Raw genomic sequence first — 16,059 nt, forward strand, 5'->3', positions numbered from 1 at the left:
CTTGGTAGTTATTGCGCCGCTTCCTGCTGGCGTGACAGGCTGTAGACATAGGCCGCCACCAGGCGGATCTTGTCTTCGCGCAGCTTGTCTTTCTGGGCGGGCATCTGGTTGCTGCGGCCACCCCGGACAGTGTGCTGGATCTGCTCGCGGCTGCTGCCGTAGAGCCAGATATTGTCGGTCAGGTTGGGAGCGCCCAGGGCCTGGTTGCCCTTGCCGTCCATACCGTGACAGGCCATGCAGACGGTGCCGAACACCTGCTTGCCAGCCGCTGCCATTTCGGCGTTGTGCTCGAGACCATTCATGGACAGAACATACTCGGTCACATTCTTGACGCCCTCTTCGCCGATGATCGGGCCCTGCGGCGGCATCATGCCCTGGCGCCCCTTGTACAGGGTCTCCAGGATTTTCTCGGGCGTACCGCCATACAGCCAGGCTTCGTCAGTCAGGTTGGGGAAACCGTAGTTACCGCCACCGTCCGCGCCATGGCAGACCGCGCAGTTGTTGGCAAAAATACGGGCGCCCATTTTCAGCGCCTCGCGGTTGTCGGCGATCTGCTCGATGGGCATTTCAGCGTACTTGCCGAAGGTTTCGTCAAACCGCTCGAGGGCTTTTTCCTGGCTGTTTTCCAGTTCGCCCACGGAAGTCCAGCCGCTTACGCCCTTGAAGTTACCCATGCCCGGGTAAACCACCAGGTACAGGGCAGAGAACACCAGGGTGCCCACAAACATCAGGAACCACCAGCGCGGCAGCGGGTTATCGTACTCCTCGATGCCGTCATAGACGTGGCCGGTAGTCTGGTTACCCGGCTCCTGCTGGTCATCCACCGCCACCTTGCGGTTGGCAAACAGTACCCAGATCACCAGTGCCAGGTTGGCGAGCGTGAGCACAATTACCCAAATACTCCAGAAAGTACTCATTTTTCGTCCTGCCCCTTGTTCTTGTCTGCGGGTGCTGAACCGGCATCGCCCCGGTTCACAGCCGCCGAATTCTCTTCAGTGTCTTTATCGTCTGCCGCCTCAGCCGAGCGCTGCGACAGCTCTTCGTCAGCAAACGGTAGTTTGGCATCCTCCTCGAAGCGCTTGCGACGCTTCGGGGAGAAGGCCCACCAGCACACTGCCAGGAAGGCCACCGCGCCCAGTACAACAGCAATCTGACGCAAAATATCCATAGCAATTACCGCCCTTCCGTTAGCGCTTCTGCTGTACCAGCACCCCGAGTTGCTGCAGGTAAGCCACAAGGGCATCGATTTCCTTTACGCGACCGCCAACAAACGGCTCGCTTGCCTTGGCGATGTCCTCATCGGTGTAGGGCACGCCCACGGCGCGCATGGCACGCATCTTGGCAGCGGTCTGGTCACCGGTGACGACATTGTCGAACAGCCAGGGGAAGGCCGGCATATTGGACTCGGGCACCACGTTGCGCGGGTTGTACAGGTGCGCGCGGTGCCATTCGTCGGAATAGCGGCCGCCCACGCGCGCCAGGTCCGGCCCGGTGCGCTTGGAGCCCCACAGGAACGGGTGCTCGTAGACGTACTCCTGTGACATGGAGTAGTGGCCGTAACGCTCAACCTCGGCGCGCAGCGGCCGCACCATCTGGGTGTGGCAGACGTGGCAGCCCTCACGGATGTAGATGTCGCGCCCTTCCAGCACTACCGGGCTCCAGGGCTCCAGGCCCTCGATCGGCTCGTTGTTGGCCTTGATAAAGAACTGCGGGACGATCTCAACAAGCGCGCCGAAACTGATGGCGACACAAATGAGGACCACCATCAGACCGATATTTTTTTCTACGATGTCATGGTTTTTCACGATCTGGCCTCCTTATGCTGTCTGCGCGTGCGGCACGATGTTGTCTTCACGGGCGGCGTTCTCTTTGTCCGTCACCGTGCGGAACACGTTGTAGGCCATCAGCAGCATGCCAAGCAGGAAGAAGCCACCACCGATAAAGCGCACCACATAGCCCGGGTAGCTGGCGATCACGCTCTCGACAAAGCTGTAGGTCAGGGTGCCGTCGGCATTGAAGGCGCGCCACATCAGGCCCTGGGTGATGCCGTTTACCCACATGGCGGCGATGTACAGCACGGTGCCCACAGTGGCCAGCCAGAAGTGCGCGTTGATCAGCTTCACGCTGTACATCTGCTTGCGCCCGAACAGCACCGGCACCAGGTGGTACAGGGCACCGATGGAGATCATGGCAACCCAGCCCAGGGCGCCGGAATGTACGTGGCCCACGGTCCAGTCGGTATTGTGGGACAGGGCATTCACGGTCTTGATGGACATCATGGGGCCTTCGAAGGTGGACATGCCGTAGAAGGACAGGGATACCACCAGGAAGCGCAGGGTCGGGTCAGTGCGCAATTTATGCCAGGCACCGGACAGGGTCATGATGCCGTTGATCATGCCGCCCCAGGAGGGCGCCAGCAGGATCACGGACATGATCATCGCCAGGCTCTGGGTCCAGTCAGGCAGCGCCGAGTAATGCAGGTGGTGACCACCGGCCCAGACGTAAATGGAGATCAGTGCCCAGAAGTGCACGATGGACAGCTGGTAGGAATATACCGGGCGGCCCGCCTGCTTGGGCACGAAGTAATACATGATGCCGAGGAAAGCCGCGGTCAGGAAGAAGCCCACCGCGTTATGGCCGTACCACCACTGGATCATCGCGTCGGTCGTGCCGGAGAACATCGAATAAGCCATGAACGGCGCATAGGGAATCGCCAGGTTATTGATGATGTGCAGCACGGCGATTGTGATGATGTAGGCGCCGAAGAACCAGTTGGCCACGTAGATGTGCGAGGTGCGGCGCTTGGCGATGGTGCCGAAGAATACCAGCGCGTAGGCGACCCAGATCAATGCAATGAGGATGTCCAGCGGCCACTGCAGCTCGGCATACTCCTTCGCGGAAGTCAGCCCCATCGGCAGGGTAATCGCAGCCCCGACGATCACAACCTGCCAGCCCCAGAAGGTAAACGGCACCAGCCAGCCACCCCACAGCGGGGTCTGGCAGGTGCGCTGTACCACGTAATAGGAGGTTGCGAACAATACACTGCCGCCGAAGGCGAAGATCACCGCGTTGGTGTGCAGGGGACGCAGGCGCCCGAAGTGGGTGAACGGCTGGAACAGGTCGTTCAGCGCCGGCCATGCCAGCTGGGCAGCAATGAGCACACCCACCCCCATTCCAACGATACCCCAGACCACCGACATGATGGTGAACTGGCGCACGATCTTGTAGTCATAGGCTGGCACCGGGCCAGTCCTTACCACGCTTGTCGTCATTGTGTTACTTCCATTGCTTTATTGAATTAAATTCCAATAAACGAGCGCAGGCCCGCCCCTCGGTTACTCGGCTCCATCCCTACACGATAGACAGAGCCCGCCAGCAGGCGACGATTTAAACGCATCATTCGCCCGCCAAACTTGATTTAGATCAAGTCGCGCCCCTTGCCCGCGGCAATCCGCAACCGCAGGGCATTGAGTTTGATGAAGCCTTCGGCATCTTTCTGGTCGTAGGCCCCGGCGTCATCCTCGAAAGTGGCAATGCGCTCATCGAACAGGCTGTCGGCAGAGCGCCGGCCCACGGCGGACACACTGCCCTTGTACAGTTTCAGGCGCACTTCGCCATTCACCACCGCCTGCGACTCGTCGATAGCCGCCTGCAGCATGCGGCGTTCCGGGGACCACCAGTAGCCGTTGTAGATCAGCTTGGCATAGCGCGGCATCAGCTCGTCTTTCATATGCGCCACCTCCCGGTCCAGGGTGATGGACTCAATGGCGCGGTGCGCCTTGAGCAGGATGGTGCCGCCGGGAGTCTCGTAGCAGCCGCGGGATTTCATGCCCACATAGCGGTTCTCAACGATGTCCAGCCGGCCGATGCCGTTGGCGCCGCCCAGCTTGTTCAGGCGCTCGAGCATGGTCGCCGGGCTCAGGCGCTCGCCGTCGATCGCGACCGGGTCGCCGTTCTCGAACTCCAGGGTGATGTAAGTCGGGATATCCGGCGCCGCTTCCGGGCTGACACTCCAGCGCCACATGTCCTCTTCCGCCTCGGCCCACGGGTCCTCGAGGATGCCGCCCTCGTAAGAGATATGCAGCAGGTTGGCGTCCATGGAGTAAGGGGACTTTTTCTTCTTGCCGGAAAAATCCACGGGAATATTGTGCTGCTCGCAATACTGCATCAGCTTGTCGCGGGAATTGAGGTCCCACTCGCGCCACGGGGCAATCACCTGGATGCCGGGCTTGAGTGCGTAGGCGCCGAGCTCGAAGCGAACCTGGTCGTTGCCCTTGCCGGTGGCGCCGTGGGAGATGGCATCGGCGCCGGTCTCATTGGCGATCTCGATCAGGCGCTTGGCAATCAGCGGGCGGGCGATGGAGGTACCCAGTAGGTACTCACCCTCATAGATAGTGTTGGCGCGAAACATGGGGAAGACGAAATCCCGCACATACTCCTCGCGCAGGTCGTCGATATAGATTTCCTTGACGCCCAGCGCCTCAGCCTTGGCCCGCGCCGGCTCGACCTCTTCCCCCTGGCCGATATCGGCAGTGAAGGTCACCACCTCGCAATCGTAGGTCTCCTGCAGCCATCGAACGATTACCGATGTATCCAGTCCGCCGGAATATGCCAGTACAACCTTATCGATCTTGCTCATTGCGTTCCTCAGCCAGGAGTGATGCCAGCACCATAAACAGGCCCGCAGGGCAGCAATCCGCGCCGCGAAAACGTGTTGATGGTGTGTTTCTGGGGGGAGTTGTTATTAGAAGTGCGCCCAGGTACGACGGTCCCGCCGCCGTATTCGGGGCGCGATTGTAGCGCCTCAGGCCGCGATCGACTAGCACCTATGCTGATCTCACTGCATTAAGATACAACACTGATTATTTTTTAAGCAGGCGGCGCCGTCGCAATTTCCCGGCGGTTCGGTTAGCATCGGCGCCCCAACAGCCCTGAGACAGATATCCCGCGGTACAGCCCCATGGAAAAACTCACTCTTCGCGCCCCCGATGACTGGCATATCCACCTGCGCGATGGCGACGCCCTGGAGCGCACTGTCGGCGACGCCGCGCGCCAGTTCCGCCGCGCCATCGTGATGCCCAACCTGGTGCCGCCGGTGGTCGATGCCGAGGACGCCCTCTTCTACCAGCTCCGTATCCGCGAGCAGATACCGGCAGGCAACCCGTTCGAGCCGCTGATGGTGATCTACCTCACCGACAAGACCGATGCGGAGGTCATCCAGCTGGCGCACAAGGCGGGCGTGGTTGCCGCCAAGCTGTACCCGGCCGGGGCAACCACCAACTCGGACTCCGGCGTGACCGATATCACCAATATCTACCCGGCGCTGGAAGCCATGCAGGAATGCGGTATGAAGCTGCTGCTGCACGGCGAGGTCACCACCAGTGATATCGATATCTTCGACCGCGAACAGGTCTTTATCGAGAAGATCCTCTCCCGGGTAGTGGAGGACTTCCCCGCCCTGCGCATCGTGCTGGAACATATCACCACGGCCAATGCGGCGGAGTTCGTGGGCAAGGCGCGCGACGGTGTCGCCGCCACCATCACCGCCCATCACCTGTTGTATAACCGCAATCATATGCTGGTGGGCGGCATCCGCCCCCACTACTATTGCCTGCCAATCCTCAAGCGCGGCTACCACCAGTCCGCGCTGATCGAGGCGGCCACCAGCGGCAACCCGAAGTTTTTCCTCGGCACCGACTCCGCCCCCCACGCCCAGGACAAGAAAGAGACTGCCTGTGGCTGTGCCGGTTGCTACACCGCTTTCAGCGCCATCGAGCTCTACGCCGAGGTATTCGAGCGGGCCGGGAAGCTCGACCGGCTCGAGGCCTTTGCCAGCGAGTTCGGCCCCGACTTCTACGGCCTGCCGCGCAACCAGGACACCATCACGCTGGTCCGCGAACCCTGGCAGCTGCCGGCGAGCCTGGCGATGGGCAGTGAGCAGCTGGTCCCATTGGCCGCGGGCGAGACCCTGAACTGGCGGCTGGCGTAATCGCCCGGCCACCGGAAAGGCATCCGTACCGTCACAACAATATATGAAGGCCCGGGTGCCGGGGGGCCAATTGTGAGACGATTGCCGGTGAGGCCGTCGAGCAAACGGCCACCGACACCCGGGCCAGCCCAGAAAACCAAGTAATAGCGATTAAGGAGTCCCAGTGACCCCCGCCGAAGAACCCACCGGACCAAAAAGCCTGCTGGCCCAGCGATTCCGCGGATTCCTGCCCGTTGTGGTGGATCTGGAAAGCGGTGGATTCAACAACAGTACCGATGCCCTGCTGGAGATCTCGGCAGTCATCCTGGACATGGATGAGGATGGTCACCTGTTCGCCGAAGAGACCCACAGCTTCCACCTGGAGCCCTTCGAGGGCGCCAATGTCGAGCAGTCGGCGCTGGACTTTATCGGTATCGACCTGGAATCCCCGGACCGGGATGCCTGGCCCGAGGAGATCGCCCTCCCCGAGCTGTTCCGCAAGATCCGCAAGGCGATCAAGAAACACAGCTGTACCCGCGCAGTGATGGTGGCGCACAACGCCCACTTCGACCTGGGCTTCCTTAACGCAGCGGTGGACCGCTGCGGTATCAAGCGCAACCCTTTCCACCCCTTCTCCTGTTTCGACACCGCCACCCTGGCCGGGCTTGCCTATGGCCAGACCGTGCTGGCCAAGGCCTGCCAGGTGGCAAAGATCGAGTTCGACAACAGTAGCGCCCACTCTGCCGAGTACGACGCCGAGAAAACCGCCGAACTGTTCTGCGGTATCGTCAACAAGTGGCGCGAACTGGGCGGCTGGCCGCTGCCCGATAGAGCGGCTGGCGAACCGGAGGAAGACTGATCGCGACTGCCCCCGCCCCTGTCCGCAGCCGGCGGGGGCACTCAGGGCCCCGCCTGACACTTCTTTTCGTTTCTAAACACCGCCACTCCCCCGCCCCGCATAGACTGCCCCGCTCAAGTACAAGCCAGATAGGGCAACGGGGAAGTCACCATGCGACCACTTATTCCGCTGATAGTTACCACCGCAATTCTGGGCGCAACGGGCTGCACCACCAGTTCCACTGCAAACGACCGCGCAATGCGGGAGTTCTTCAACACCCAAATCAGTGACAACGGCTCCAAGCAGTTCGAGTACACCATGCATATAAAGCCCCCGGAACGCCGGGATCGGGGCAAGGAGAAAGGCATGGGTGGCAGCAACCGGGCCGGCATGCAGGCGCGCGCTGGGGAAATCAGGGAAAAGTACGAAGAGCAGATGAACCTGACACTGCAGGAGGGCGCGCGGGCGAAACTGGCCGAGACCGGCTACTGCCCCGAGGGTTATATGGAACTGGAGCGGACCGTAACCCGGGGACGCCTGTCCCTGCGCGGGGAATGCCGGGACGGGGCCCCCGCTGAAGGCCGGGAGCAGCTCCCCAACCCGGCTGTCCCCGACCCCGGCGGCCTGCCCGAATTTGAAGCCGCCGACTGATCTTCCCGCGGCCGCAGCCTTCCGCCCCGGCGCCCCTCCGGCCTACAACCAAAGTCCCATTCCCCCCGCGACTGGACCGACCTAGTCTGGCCGGTGCACAACTCCAACAATAACGGTGAATGCGATGATGACCCCCAATCCCCGGCGCGGCACAGGCCGCGCGCTGGCGCTCGCCGCTGCGCTCTGCGCACCGGCAGCCGCGTCAGCCGGCAGCTGGCAGGAAGATGCAGCTGTCGGTGGTTTCAACAATGTCCATATCTATACCCCGGACAGCCGCTCCAGCATCGGTGATGGCAAGGCGCTGCTGATCGTGTTGCACGGCTGCGTACAGCCGATCGACAATTACCTGACCGCCAACCTCGAGGAAGCGGCCGAGGAGTTCGGCATGGTTGTAGCGGTGCCGGATGCCATGAACAAGGCGGGCTACAGCTGCTGGTCCTACTGGGAAGGTACGAAATCCCGCGGCGCCGGTGACTACAGCAACCTGATCCAGCTCGCCAACACCCTGTCTGGCGACACCGGCCGGGACATCGACCCCGACCAGGTCTATATCGCCGGCCTCTCCTCCGGCGCCAGCTTTGCCAATACCACCGCCTGCCTGGCGCCGGATGTGTTTGCCGGCGTCGGCGTCAGCGCCGGTCCCAGTATCGGCACCAGCTCCAATGGCGCGCTGGGTCCCTGCGAATCCGCCGACGTGACCAGCCGCTGCCGCACCTATGCCGGCAGCTATGCCAGCCACTTCGAAACCCAGGTGGCCTCCGTTGCCCACGGTACCGAGGACACCACTGTCAACGCCTGCTACAACGAGCAGAACGCCAGCGGCATGGCCGGCGTCTACGGCGTGGCCCAGCTGCCGGGCACCAATTCCGTGACCGAAGGTAGCCGCACCGCAGACGAGACCCTGTGGCAGGACGGGCGCGTCTCCATGCTGTGGCTGGACGGGGTGGATCACTCCTGGTCCGGTGGCGAGGGCGCCAGTGGCAGTTACATCAGTGGTGCCGGTATCAATTATGCCCGCTACCTGGGCCAGTTCTTTCTCGATAACAACCAGCGGGCCGACCGCAACCAGCCGCCGGTGGTCAGCGAGGTGGATATCTCCACCAGTGGCGACCAGGTCCTGGTCAGCGGCAACGCCAGTGACACCGACGGCATGGTAAGCGAAGTCACTGCCTCCTTCTCCACGGACTCCACCACCAGCAGTACCAGTGGCGGGGTCGATAGCAACGGTTTTTTTAGCCTGGCCAGCGCCGCGCTGACGGACGGCCTTTACCTGGTCTCCGTTACCGCCACCGACGACAGCGGCGCTGGCAGTGAACCCTATGAGGAAACCGTGCGCGTTGGCCCCGAGCCCCCGTCCGCCCCGCCCGTACTGAGCGGACTGGCGGCGGAAGTCGCCGGCCAGTGCGTCACTGTCTCGGGACAGGTGGTGGATGACAACCTGGACCTGGACACCGTGGTGGTGGCTTACTCCACCGGCGACAGCCCGGCCGCCATCACCGGCACCAGCTTCAGTGCCGAGCGCTGTGACCTGCCTGGAGGGGATGGCAGCGCTACTGTGACCGCCACCGATCTCGCCGGCCAGAGCAGCAGCGCGACAGTCAGCTTTACCGTGGATGTCGGTGTTACCGCGGACCTGGATGCCCATATCGCCGCCGGGCGCCTCGACTACACCGGCTACTCCACCTGCTACCTGGAATACAGCACGGCCCCCTTCCGGCTCGACGAGTATCCGGCAAGCGGCGGGCAATGCCAGTGGCGGGACGACGACGCCAGCTGTGTCGGCCCGCAGGTGGCCTGCTCCGGCAGCGAGACTGGTGGTGGCGGTGGGGACGATAGCGGCGACGGGCCGGACCCTTCTGCCTGCGTGGAGGAAAGCACCTATAACTACTACCACAAGACTGCGGGCCGCGCGTACAGCAGCGGGAATTACTTCTCCCCGGACTACTACGCCAATGGCACCGACGAGCCGATGCCCGGCTCCACCTGGGGCCTGAATACCCTGTCCAGTAGTGATGGCACCAGCTGGTCAGTGGGTGGCTGCCCCGGCGGCTGACCTGACCCACAAGCCAGAAAAAGCCCCGCTCAAAAGCCCGGTATTCAGCCGGGCTTTTTTATGTTGCCAATGGAAAACATCGGGGCAGGAAATGCTGCGATCTGCGCGCAACGGAGTGGCATTTGGCGAAAAGGTGATTTTTTGTGCAAACTGCTGTAGAATAGCCCGCTCACGCAGAAACCGGATAATGATTGTGGCCAAGAAATCGACTTCTGCTGCCAAGCGCAAGCAGCCAAACGCCCTTGAAACCAGCGAGAGTATCGAAGCACAGGTACAGGCCTTTCTCGCTTCCGGCGGAGAAATCCAGCAGGTCCCCAAGGGGGTAAGCGGGCAGACCAACACCTCCGGCCCCAAGCACATTACCCTGGGCAACAAGAAGCCCCGCGCCTGATTCCATCCCGCCAGGATCCCCACACAGGGATCCATTGCAGATCCTGTTGAGAAGCTTGCACGGGCGGCCGCCGGCCGCCCCGCTACAGGACCTGGTGCCTCAGGGCATTTCCTCCAGCTCAGCCCCCTCCTTCACCGGCGGCATCATGTCTTCCTTGGTGATACCCAGCGCCATCAGGATATTCGCCGACACGTAGATGGACGAGTAGGTACCCACCAGCACCCCGACCACCAGCGCCAGGGAGAAGTTGTGGATCAGCTCACCACCGAAGAACTGCAGGGCAAACAGCACCAGCAGGGTCGTCAATGATGTCATCAAGGTACGGCCCAGGGTCTGGCTCAGGGAGATGTTGATAATCTCCTCGGAATCGGCCTTGCGCACCTTGCGGAAGTTCTCGCGGATCCGGTCTGCCACCACGATGGTGTCGTTCAGCGAGTAACCGATCACCGCCAGCACCGCAGCCAGCACCGTCAGGTCGAAATCGAGCTGCAACAGCGCGAAGAAGCCCAGCACCAACACCACGTCATGGATCAGGGCTGCCACGGCACCGATCGAGAACTTGTACTGGAAGCGCAGGGCTACATAGCCCATCACCACCGCCAGTGCGAACAGCATACCCAGGCCGCCGTCGTCACGAAGCTCTTCACCGATCTGCGGCCCCACCACTTCCACGCGGCGCAGGTCCACATCACCCTCGGTATTCTGGCGCAATACGGTTACCACCTTGTCGCCAATGGACTGGGTGGCCTCCTCGTCACGGGCACTGGTCTGCACCTGCTTTTCGGTCACTTCCGGCGGCAGCTTGATCAGCAGCTCGTTGTCGGAGCCGAAACGGACCACCGTGGCGCCTTCATAGCCGGCATCGGCCAGCTGGCCGCGCACATCCTCGATCTGCGGGGCAATCTCGTAACCAACCTCCACCTGGGTACCACCGGTGAAGTCCAGGCCAAACTTGAGGCCGTTCATCGCCAGGGCGGCAATGGAGGCGACTATTGCCACGATCGACAGCGCCGCGGCCAGCTTGCGCCAGCGCATGAATTCAAACACGCGCTTGCCCATATACTCGGTAATCTTGCCTTCTTTTACTTTTGTCTCGCTCATGGTCGCCTCGTCTCCTAGATCCACAGCTTCTGTACACGGCGACCGCCGTAAAACAGGTTAATGAGTGCGCGGGTGCCCATGATGGCGCTGAACATGGAAGTCAGGATGCCGATGGACAGGGTGACCGCGAAGCCCTGTACCGGGCCGGAACCAATGGCGTACAGGATCACCGCCACGATCAGGGTGGTGATATTGGCATCCACGATGGTGCTGTAGGCGTTGTCGAAGCCGGCGCTGATTGCGGTCTGTGGTGGCATGCCATTGCGTAACTCCTCCCTTATTCGCGAGAAGATCAGCACGTTGGCGTCCACCGCCATACCCACGGTCAGCACGATACCGGCGATACCGGGCAGCGTCAGGGTGGCGCCGAGGATCGACATCACCGCCACCAGCAGTACCAGGTTAACTGCCAGGGCGATATTCGCCGCCAGGCCGAAGACCCGGTAGAAAATCAGCATAAAGATCAGCACGCCGATCAGGCCGATCTGCACCGATTTCACACCCACCTTGATGTTGTCGGCACCCAGGGACGGGCCGATTACCCGCTCCTCGACGAAATACATGGGTGCCGCCAGGGCACCGGCACGCAGCAACAGCGCCAGCTCCTGGGCCTCGGCCGGGCTGTCCAGGCCGGTGATGCGGAACTGCCGGCCCAGGGCACTCTGTACCGTGGCCAGGCTGATGATCTTCTTCACGTCGGTGCGCTTCTGCACCACGGTCTCGTTGCCCTCTGCATCCACCACCGTCTCGGGGGTGAAGCGGCTCTCGATAAACAGGGTGCCCATGCGGCGACCCACGTTCTTCCAGGTGGCACGGTGCATCAGTTCACCACCGCGGGCATCCAGGGTGATGTTCACCTGCGGGAAGCCGCTCTCGTCATAGCCCACGCGGGCATCGGTGACCCGGTCACCCTTGATGATCACCTTGCGCTCCAGCCAGGCACCACCGTAGGCCTGCCGCTGTTGCTCGCTGCGGTACTCGAAGTATTCCTTATTGGTGACCAGGGTGTCGGGCCGGGCCTCCATGCGGTATTCCAGGTTGGCGGTCTTGCCGATGATGCGCTTGGCCTCGGCAGTGTCCTGCACGCCCGGCAGCTCCACCACGATGCGGTTGCGCCCCTGGCGCTGCACGATCGGTTCCGCCACACCCAGCTCGTTCACCCGGTTACGGAGGGTGGTGAGGTTCTGGCTGACGGCGTAATCTTCCAGCTGCTTGATCTCCTGGTCCCCCAGGGTCGCCCGCACCTCCAGGTTGTCACCGCTGCCTGCCTCGGTCAGCTGCAGCTGCGGGAATTCCTTGCGCATGGTGGAAACCGCCTTGTCTCGCAGCTCCTCGGTGCGGAAGCGGGCCACGATCTCACGTTCATCCACCAGGTCAACACCGCGATAGCGGGCGTCAGCGGCCCGCAGCTTGGCCTTCACATCCTGCTCATAACCTTCCATGTTGGTGCGCACGATCGTGTTGGTATCCACTTCCATCAGGAAGTGCACACCACCGGCAAGGTCCAGGCCCAGTTTCATCGGGCTGGCACCCAGGTCGCTCAGCCAGTCCGGGGTGGTGGAGGCCAGGTTCAGGGCCACCACGAAGTCGCTGTGCCCCAGGGACTCCTGGATGACACGCTTGGCGGGCAGCTGGTCTTCGACGGAATCGAGCCGCAGCAGTACTGCCTTGTCCCCCACTTCGCCACCGAAGTGCTCGATACCGGCCTCATCCAGGGCTTTCTGCGCCCTTTCCAGGACGCCCTCGCCTATCTCCATGGCACTCGACTGGCCGGAGATCTGCACCGCCGGATCCGGTTTATAGAGGTTGGGCGCGGCGTACAGGAAGCCGAGCGCCACGACGATGAGAATCAGGAGGTACTTCCAGATGGGGTAGCGATTCATGCTGCTCTCGTTGTTGTAATGCGGCCTTGTGGGCCGGTAAAGCTGGCGATTTCGGCAGATATGCGGGCACATGCCGGGAATTGCAAGGCGGGCGTCACAACCGAATCGGGGGCTGATTATACGGGGATCGCCTGAGGGTACAAATCAGCCGGGACCCGACGGGGTCAAACCTCTTGCCCGGCCGGAAGGGGGATCTGCAGGGACGGGCGGATACAAGATCCGCCCCTATAGGTGCAAGGCTCAGGATTGGGCGGCCAGCGGTGGCACCTCCCGCCCCAGCCCTGCATAAAATTTGGCCACATAGTCCTCCAGCGCCCCGGCGGCAATGGCGTCGCGCAGGTATTGCATCAGGCGCTGGTAGTGGCGCAGGTTGTGGATGGTATTGAGCTGCGAGCCCAGGATCTCACCGCAGCGGTCCAGGTGGTGCAGGTAGCCGCGGGAGAAATTCTGGCAGGTATAGCAGTCACAATCGGGATCCAGCGGGCCTGTATCATGGCGGTGTTTGGCATTGCGGATCTTGACCACCCCCTCGAAGGTGAACAGGTGGCCATTGCGCGCATTGCGGGTGGGCATGACACAGTCGAACATATCCACGCCCCGGCGCACCGCTTCGACGATATCCTCCGGTTTACCCACGCCCATCAGGTAGCGCGGCCGGTCGGCGGGCATCTTGTGGGCCAGGTGGTCCAGCACCTTGATCATCTCTTCCTTGGGCTCCCCCACCGACAGGCCGCCGATGGCATAACCATCAAAGCCGATCTCCGTCAGGCCACGCAGGGACACATCCCGCAGCTCCGGGTACATGCCCCCTTGCACAATGCCGAACAGCGCCGACGGGCTGTCGCCGTGTGCCTGCTTAGAGCGCTCGGCCCAGCGCAGGGAGAGCTCCATGGACTTGCGCGCCTCATCCGGTGTCGCCGGGTACGGGGTGCATTCGTCGAAGATCATGACGATATCGGACCCCAGCGCCTTCTGCACACGCATGGACTCCTCAGGGTCCATAAATACCGGGCTGCCGTCCACCGGCGATTTGAAGGACACGCCCTCTTCGGTGATCTTGCGCATCTTGCCCAGGCTGAACACCTGGAAGCCGCCGGAATCGGTCAGAATGGGGCCCTGCCACTGCATGAAGTCGTGCAGGTCGCCATGCTCCTCGATCACCTGGGTACCGGGTCGCAGCATCAGGTGGAAGGTATTGCCGAGAATGATATGGGCCCCGATGGCCTCCACATCCCGCGGCAACATACCTTTCACGGTGCCGTAGGTACCCACCGGCATAAAGGCCGGGGTCTCCACCACCCCGCGCGGGAAGCGCAAGCGGCCCCGGCGCGCGTGGCCATCGGTGGTATCCAATTCAAACTGCATAAAGCACTGGCGGCTCAACGGAAGCTCCTGGATTTTCTCTGAAACGGGGTTCTGCCGGGCGGCGACAATATCCGCCCAGGACATAACCCGCTCGTAACGTAGGGGCGAACCTTGTGTTCGCCCGGCAAAGAGGCCCCGTGGCAAGGCAGACAGCAGGTCCACCCCTACCAGGGGTTAACGTCGGGATTACGCTCGATCAGCATGGCATCGCCATAACTAAAGAAACGATAGCGCTCCCGCACCGCCTCCCGGTAGGCGTTCATGGTCTGCTCGTAACCGGCAAAGGCGCTCACCAGCATCATCAGCGTCGACTCCGGCAGGTGGAAGTTGGTGATCAGCCGGTCCACCACCCGGAAGCGGTAGCCCGGATAAATGAAGATCGAGGTCTCACCTACCGTCGGGCGAAGCTCCCCTGAACCTGCCGCGCTCTCGAGCGCGCGCACGCTGGTGGTGCCCACGGCAATCACCCGGCCGCCACGGGCACGGCAGTCGGCCACTGCCCGACAGACAGACTCGGGTACATTGAGCACCTCGCTGTGCATCTGGTGGTCGTGTATATCGTCCACCCGTACGGGCTGGAAGGTCCCCGCCCCCACATGCAGGGTCACAAAGGCAGTCTCCACGCCCATATCCCGCAGCGTATCCAGCATGTCATCGTCAAAGTGCAACCCGGCGGTGGGGGCCGCCACGGCACCCGGCTCGCGGCTGTAGACTGTCTGATAACGCTCGCGGTCGGACGCCTCGTCGGGACGGTCGATATAGGGTGGCAGCGGCATATGCCCCAGCCGCTCCAGCACCGGCAGTACACCCTCACCGGGGAACTCCAGCTCGAACAGCGCCTCGTGGCGCGCCACCATCTCCAGCGGCGTATCGTCCTCCAGCAGCAGGCGGCTGCCGGGCTTGGGCGACTTACTGGAACGGACATGCGCCAGCACCCGGTACTCGTCGAGCACCCGCTCCACCAGGATCTCCAACCGGCCACCGGTCTCCTTGCGCGCATAGAGGCGCGCGGGAATCACCCGGGTATCATTGAATACCAACAGGTCCCCCGGCCTCACCAGCTGGGGCAGCTCGGCAAAGCGGCGGTGGCTCACCGCACCGGAGGGCCCGTCCAGGCACAACAGGCGGCTACCCCGCCGCTCCTCTGCAGGGGCGCGGGCAATCAGCTCATCGGGCAGATCGAAATGAAAATCCTGGCGACGCATGGTTTCAGTTTAGGTGGTTGGGAAGTGGCGCGAAGAGTACCGGAATCCCCCGCCACCGCCAAATCCGGTTGACCCCCAACCGGCCATCGCTATAATCAACACCCCTATCCGGGGCACCCCGCAAAGCGGGCACAACACGCCCCGAACCGCTGCCAGAGTGGTGAAATTGGTAGACACGACGGATTCAAAATCCGTTGGGGTAAAACCCGTGCCGGTTCGAGTCCGGCCTCTGGTACCAAACAAAAAAGGCCCGCAATAGCGGGCCTTTTTTGTTTGGAATCGGAGCGTCGGCGAGAACCGACACTCGGTTCGACCGATTGCGCCCCATGGCGCAATCAACGACGAGCGACAGCGAAGCCCGCAGGGGCGCATCGGCAACGCCGATGCGATCAGTCCGGCCGGTTGAAGAAAACTGAATCCTCTGCCCCCGCGAACTCTTTTCCTTTAGTACCACGGGCCGGTGAGAGCAGCCCCCCGGTTCGACCGGTTGCGCCTATCGCCTTCCACCCTGGGGGCGCAATCAATAACGAGCAACCGCAGGTTGCGAAGCCCGCAGGGCCAGAAAGCCACAGCTTTTCTGGTTAGTCCGGCCGAGGGTCTTCAG

The 16,059-nt window shown here is 62.4% G+C and carries 14 protein-coding genes and 1 tRNA gene; 6 read left to right on the forward strand and 9 right to left on the reverse strand.

Translation table 11 applies throughout. The features are described 5' to 3' along the window. Nucleotides 1-8 precede the first annotated feature (8 nt). The 5 genes from ccoP to LVE68_RS04715 form a co-directional block, all read right to left on the reverse strand. Entirely contained in the window at nucleotides 9-917 is a 909-nt protein-coding gene (gene ccoP, locus LVE68_RS04695) for a cytochrome-c oxidase, cbb3-type subunit III (RefSeq protein WP_233005875.1), read from the reverse strand. Next, nucleotides 914-1,168 carry a cbb3-type cytochrome oxidase subunit 3 gene (locus tag LVE68_RS04700; RefSeq protein ID WP_233005876.1) on the reverse strand — a complete coding sequence of 85 codons (255 nt, stop codon included), beginning with the start codon at nucleotides 1,166-1,168 and terminating at the stop codon, nucleotides 914-916. The genes ccoP and LVE68_RS04700 overlap by 4 nt, the downstream gene beginning before the upstream one ends. Before the next feature lie 19 nt (nucleotides 1,169-1,187). Then, on the reverse strand, nucleotides 1,188-1,805 hold the full coding sequence (ccoO, locus tag LVE68_RS04705) for a cytochrome-c oxidase, cbb3-type subunit II (protein ID WP_233005877.1): 618 nt from the start codon (nucleotides 1,803-1,805) through the stop codon (nucleotides 1,188-1,190). Between the two features lie 12 nt (nucleotides 1,806-1,817). Then, nucleotides 1,818-3,272 (reverse strand): cytochrome-c oxidase, cbb3-type subunit I, encoded by a 1,455-nt coding sequence (gene ccoN, locus LVE68_RS04710; RefSeq protein ID WP_233005878.1) that lies wholly within the window; start codon nucleotides 3,270-3,272, stop codon nucleotides 1,818-1,820. A 146-nt stretch (nucleotides 3,273-3,418) separates the two neighbouring features. Then, nucleotides 3,419-4,639: an argininosuccinate synthase gene (locus LVE68_RS04715; RefSeq protein ID WP_233005879.1), complete on the reverse strand. Its 1,221-nt coding sequence runs from the start codon at nucleotides 4,637-4,639 to the stop codon at nucleotides 3,419-3,421. 321 nt (nucleotides 4,640-4,960) lie between these two features. On the opposite strand from LVE68_RS04715, the gene pyrC reads away from it, so the two are divergent. The 5 genes from pyrC to LVE68_RS04740 all read left to right on the forward strand — a co-directional run bounded on the left by pyrC (nucleotide 4,961) and on the right by LVE68_RS04740 (nucleotide 9,901). Next, nucleotides 4,961-5,989 (forward strand): dihydroorotase, encoded by a 1,029-nt coding sequence (gene pyrC / locus LVE68_RS04720; RefSeq protein ID WP_233005880.1) that lies wholly within the window; start codon nucleotides 4,961-4,963, stop codon nucleotides 5,987-5,989. A 163-nt stretch (nucleotides 5,990-6,152) separates the two neighbouring features. After that, nucleotides 6,153-6,827: a ribonuclease T gene (rnt, locus tag LVE68_RS04725; RefSeq protein ID WP_233005881.1), complete on the forward strand. Its 675-nt coding sequence runs from the start codon at nucleotides 6,153-6,155 to the stop codon at nucleotides 6,825-6,827. A 150-nt stretch (nucleotides 6,828-6,977) separates the two neighbouring features. Beyond that, a complete protein-coding gene (locus LVE68_RS04730; protein WP_233005882.1) occupies nucleotides 6,978-7,457 on the forward strand; it encodes a hypothetical protein in 480 nt (159 codons plus the stop codon). Nucleotides 7,458-7,581: 124 nt separating this feature from the next. Continuing rightward, nucleotides 7,582-9,510, forward strand: a complete 1,929-nt coding sequence (locus tag LVE68_RS04735; RefSeq protein WP_233005883.1) for an extracellular catalytic domain type 1 short-chain-length polyhydroxyalkanoate depolymerase — start codon at nucleotides 7,582-7,584, stop codon at nucleotides 9,508-9,510. Between the two features lie 187 nt (nucleotides 9,511-9,697). Then, nucleotides 9,698-9,901 (forward strand): hypothetical protein, encoded by a 204-nt coding sequence (locus LVE68_RS04740; protein WP_233005884.1) that lies wholly within the window; start codon nucleotides 9,698-9,700, stop codon nucleotides 9,899-9,901. A gap of 99 nt (nucleotides 9,902-10,000) precedes the next feature. On the opposite strand, the gene secF is transcribed toward LVE68_RS04740, so the two are convergent. The 4 genes from secF to queA all read right to left on the reverse strand — a co-directional run bounded on the left by secF (nucleotide 10,001) and on the right by queA (nucleotide 15,455). After that, on the reverse strand, nucleotides 10,001-11,002 hold the full coding sequence (gene secF, locus LVE68_RS04745) for a protein translocase subunit SecF (RefSeq protein WP_233005885.1): 1,002 nt from the start codon (nucleotides 11,000-11,002) through the stop codon (nucleotides 10,001-10,003). Nucleotides 11,003-11,016: 14 nt separating this feature from the next. Then, a complete protein-coding gene (secD, locus tag LVE68_RS04750; RefSeq protein ID WP_233005886.1) occupies nucleotides 11,017-12,885 on the reverse strand; it encodes a protein translocase subunit SecD in 1,869 nt (622 codons plus the stop codon). 240 nt (nucleotides 12,886-13,125) lie between these two features. After that, on the reverse strand, nucleotides 13,126-14,250 hold the full coding sequence (gene tgt / locus LVE68_RS04755; protein WP_305080423.1) for a tRNA guanosine(34) transglycosylase Tgt: 1,125 nt from the start codon (nucleotides 14,248-14,250) through the stop codon (nucleotides 13,126-13,128). A 164-nt stretch (nucleotides 14,251-14,414) separates the two neighbouring features. Continuing rightward, entirely contained in the window at nucleotides 14,415-15,455 is a 1,041-nt protein-coding gene (gene queA, locus LVE68_RS04760) for a tRNA preQ1(34) S-adenosylmethionine ribosyltransferase-isomerase QueA (protein WP_233005887.1), read from the reverse strand. Nucleotides 15,456-15,606: 151 nt separating this feature from the next. Between queA and LVE68_RS04765 the strand changes: the two genes are divergently transcribed. Then, a tRNA-Leu gene (locus LVE68_RS04765) sits at nucleotides 15,607-15,693 on the forward strand. Nucleotides 15,694-16,059: the final 366 nt, after the last annotated feature.

The sequence above is a fragment of the Microbulbifer sp. YPW16 genome, assembly GCF_021290385.1.
Taxonomy (GTDB): domain Bacteria; phylum Pseudomonadota; class Gammaproteobacteria; order Pseudomonadales; family Cellvibrionaceae; genus Microbulbifer; species Microbulbifer zhoushanensis.

Bases quoted from the DNA above. Each gene is read 5' to 3' on its own strand.
- ccoP (WP_233005875.1), bottom strand. From the start codon at position 917: ATGAGTACTTTCTGGAGTATTTGGGTAATTGTGCTCACGCTCGCCAAC.
- LVE68_RS04700 (WP_233005876.1), bottom strand. From the start codon at position 1,168: ATGGATATTTTGCGTCAGATTGCTGTTGTACTGGGCGCGGTGGCCTTC.
- ccoN (WP_233005878.1), bottom strand. From the start codon at position 3,272: ATGACGACAAGCGTGGTAAGGACTGGCCCGGTGCCAGCCTATGACTAC.
- LVE68_RS04715 (WP_233005879.1), bottom strand. From the start codon at position 4,639: ATGAGCAAGATCGATAAGGTTGTACTGGCATATTCCGGCGGACTGGAT.
- pyrC (WP_233005880.1), top strand. From the start codon at position 4,961: ATGGAAAAACTCACTCTTCGCGCCCCCGATGACTGGCATATCCACCTG.
- LVE68_RS04730 (WP_233005882.1), top strand. From the start codon at position 6,978: ATGCGACCACTTATTCCGCTGATAGTTACCACCGCAATTCTGGGCGCA.
- LVE68_RS04735 (WP_233005883.1), top strand. From the start codon at position 7,582: ATGATGACCCCCAATCCCCGGCGCGGCACAGGCCGCGCGCTGGCGCTC.
- LVE68_RS04740 (WP_233005884.1), top strand. From the start codon at position 9,698: ATGATTGTGGCCAAGAAATCGACTTCTGCTGCCAAGCGCAAGCAGCCA.
- secF (WP_233005885.1), bottom strand. From the start codon at position 11,002: ATGAGCGAGACAAAAGTAAAAGAAGGCAAGATTACCGAGTATATGGGC.
- secD (WP_233005886.1), bottom strand. From the start codon at position 12,885: ATGAATCGCTACCCCATCTGGAAGTACCTCCTGATTCTCATCGTCGTG.
- tgt (WP_305080423.1), bottom strand. From the start codon at position 14,250: ATGCAGTTTGAATTGGATACCACCGATGGCCACGCGCGCCGGGGCCGC.
- queA (WP_233005887.1), bottom strand. From the start codon at position 15,455: ATGCGTCGCCAGGATTTTCATTTCGATCTGCCCGATGAGCTGATTGCC.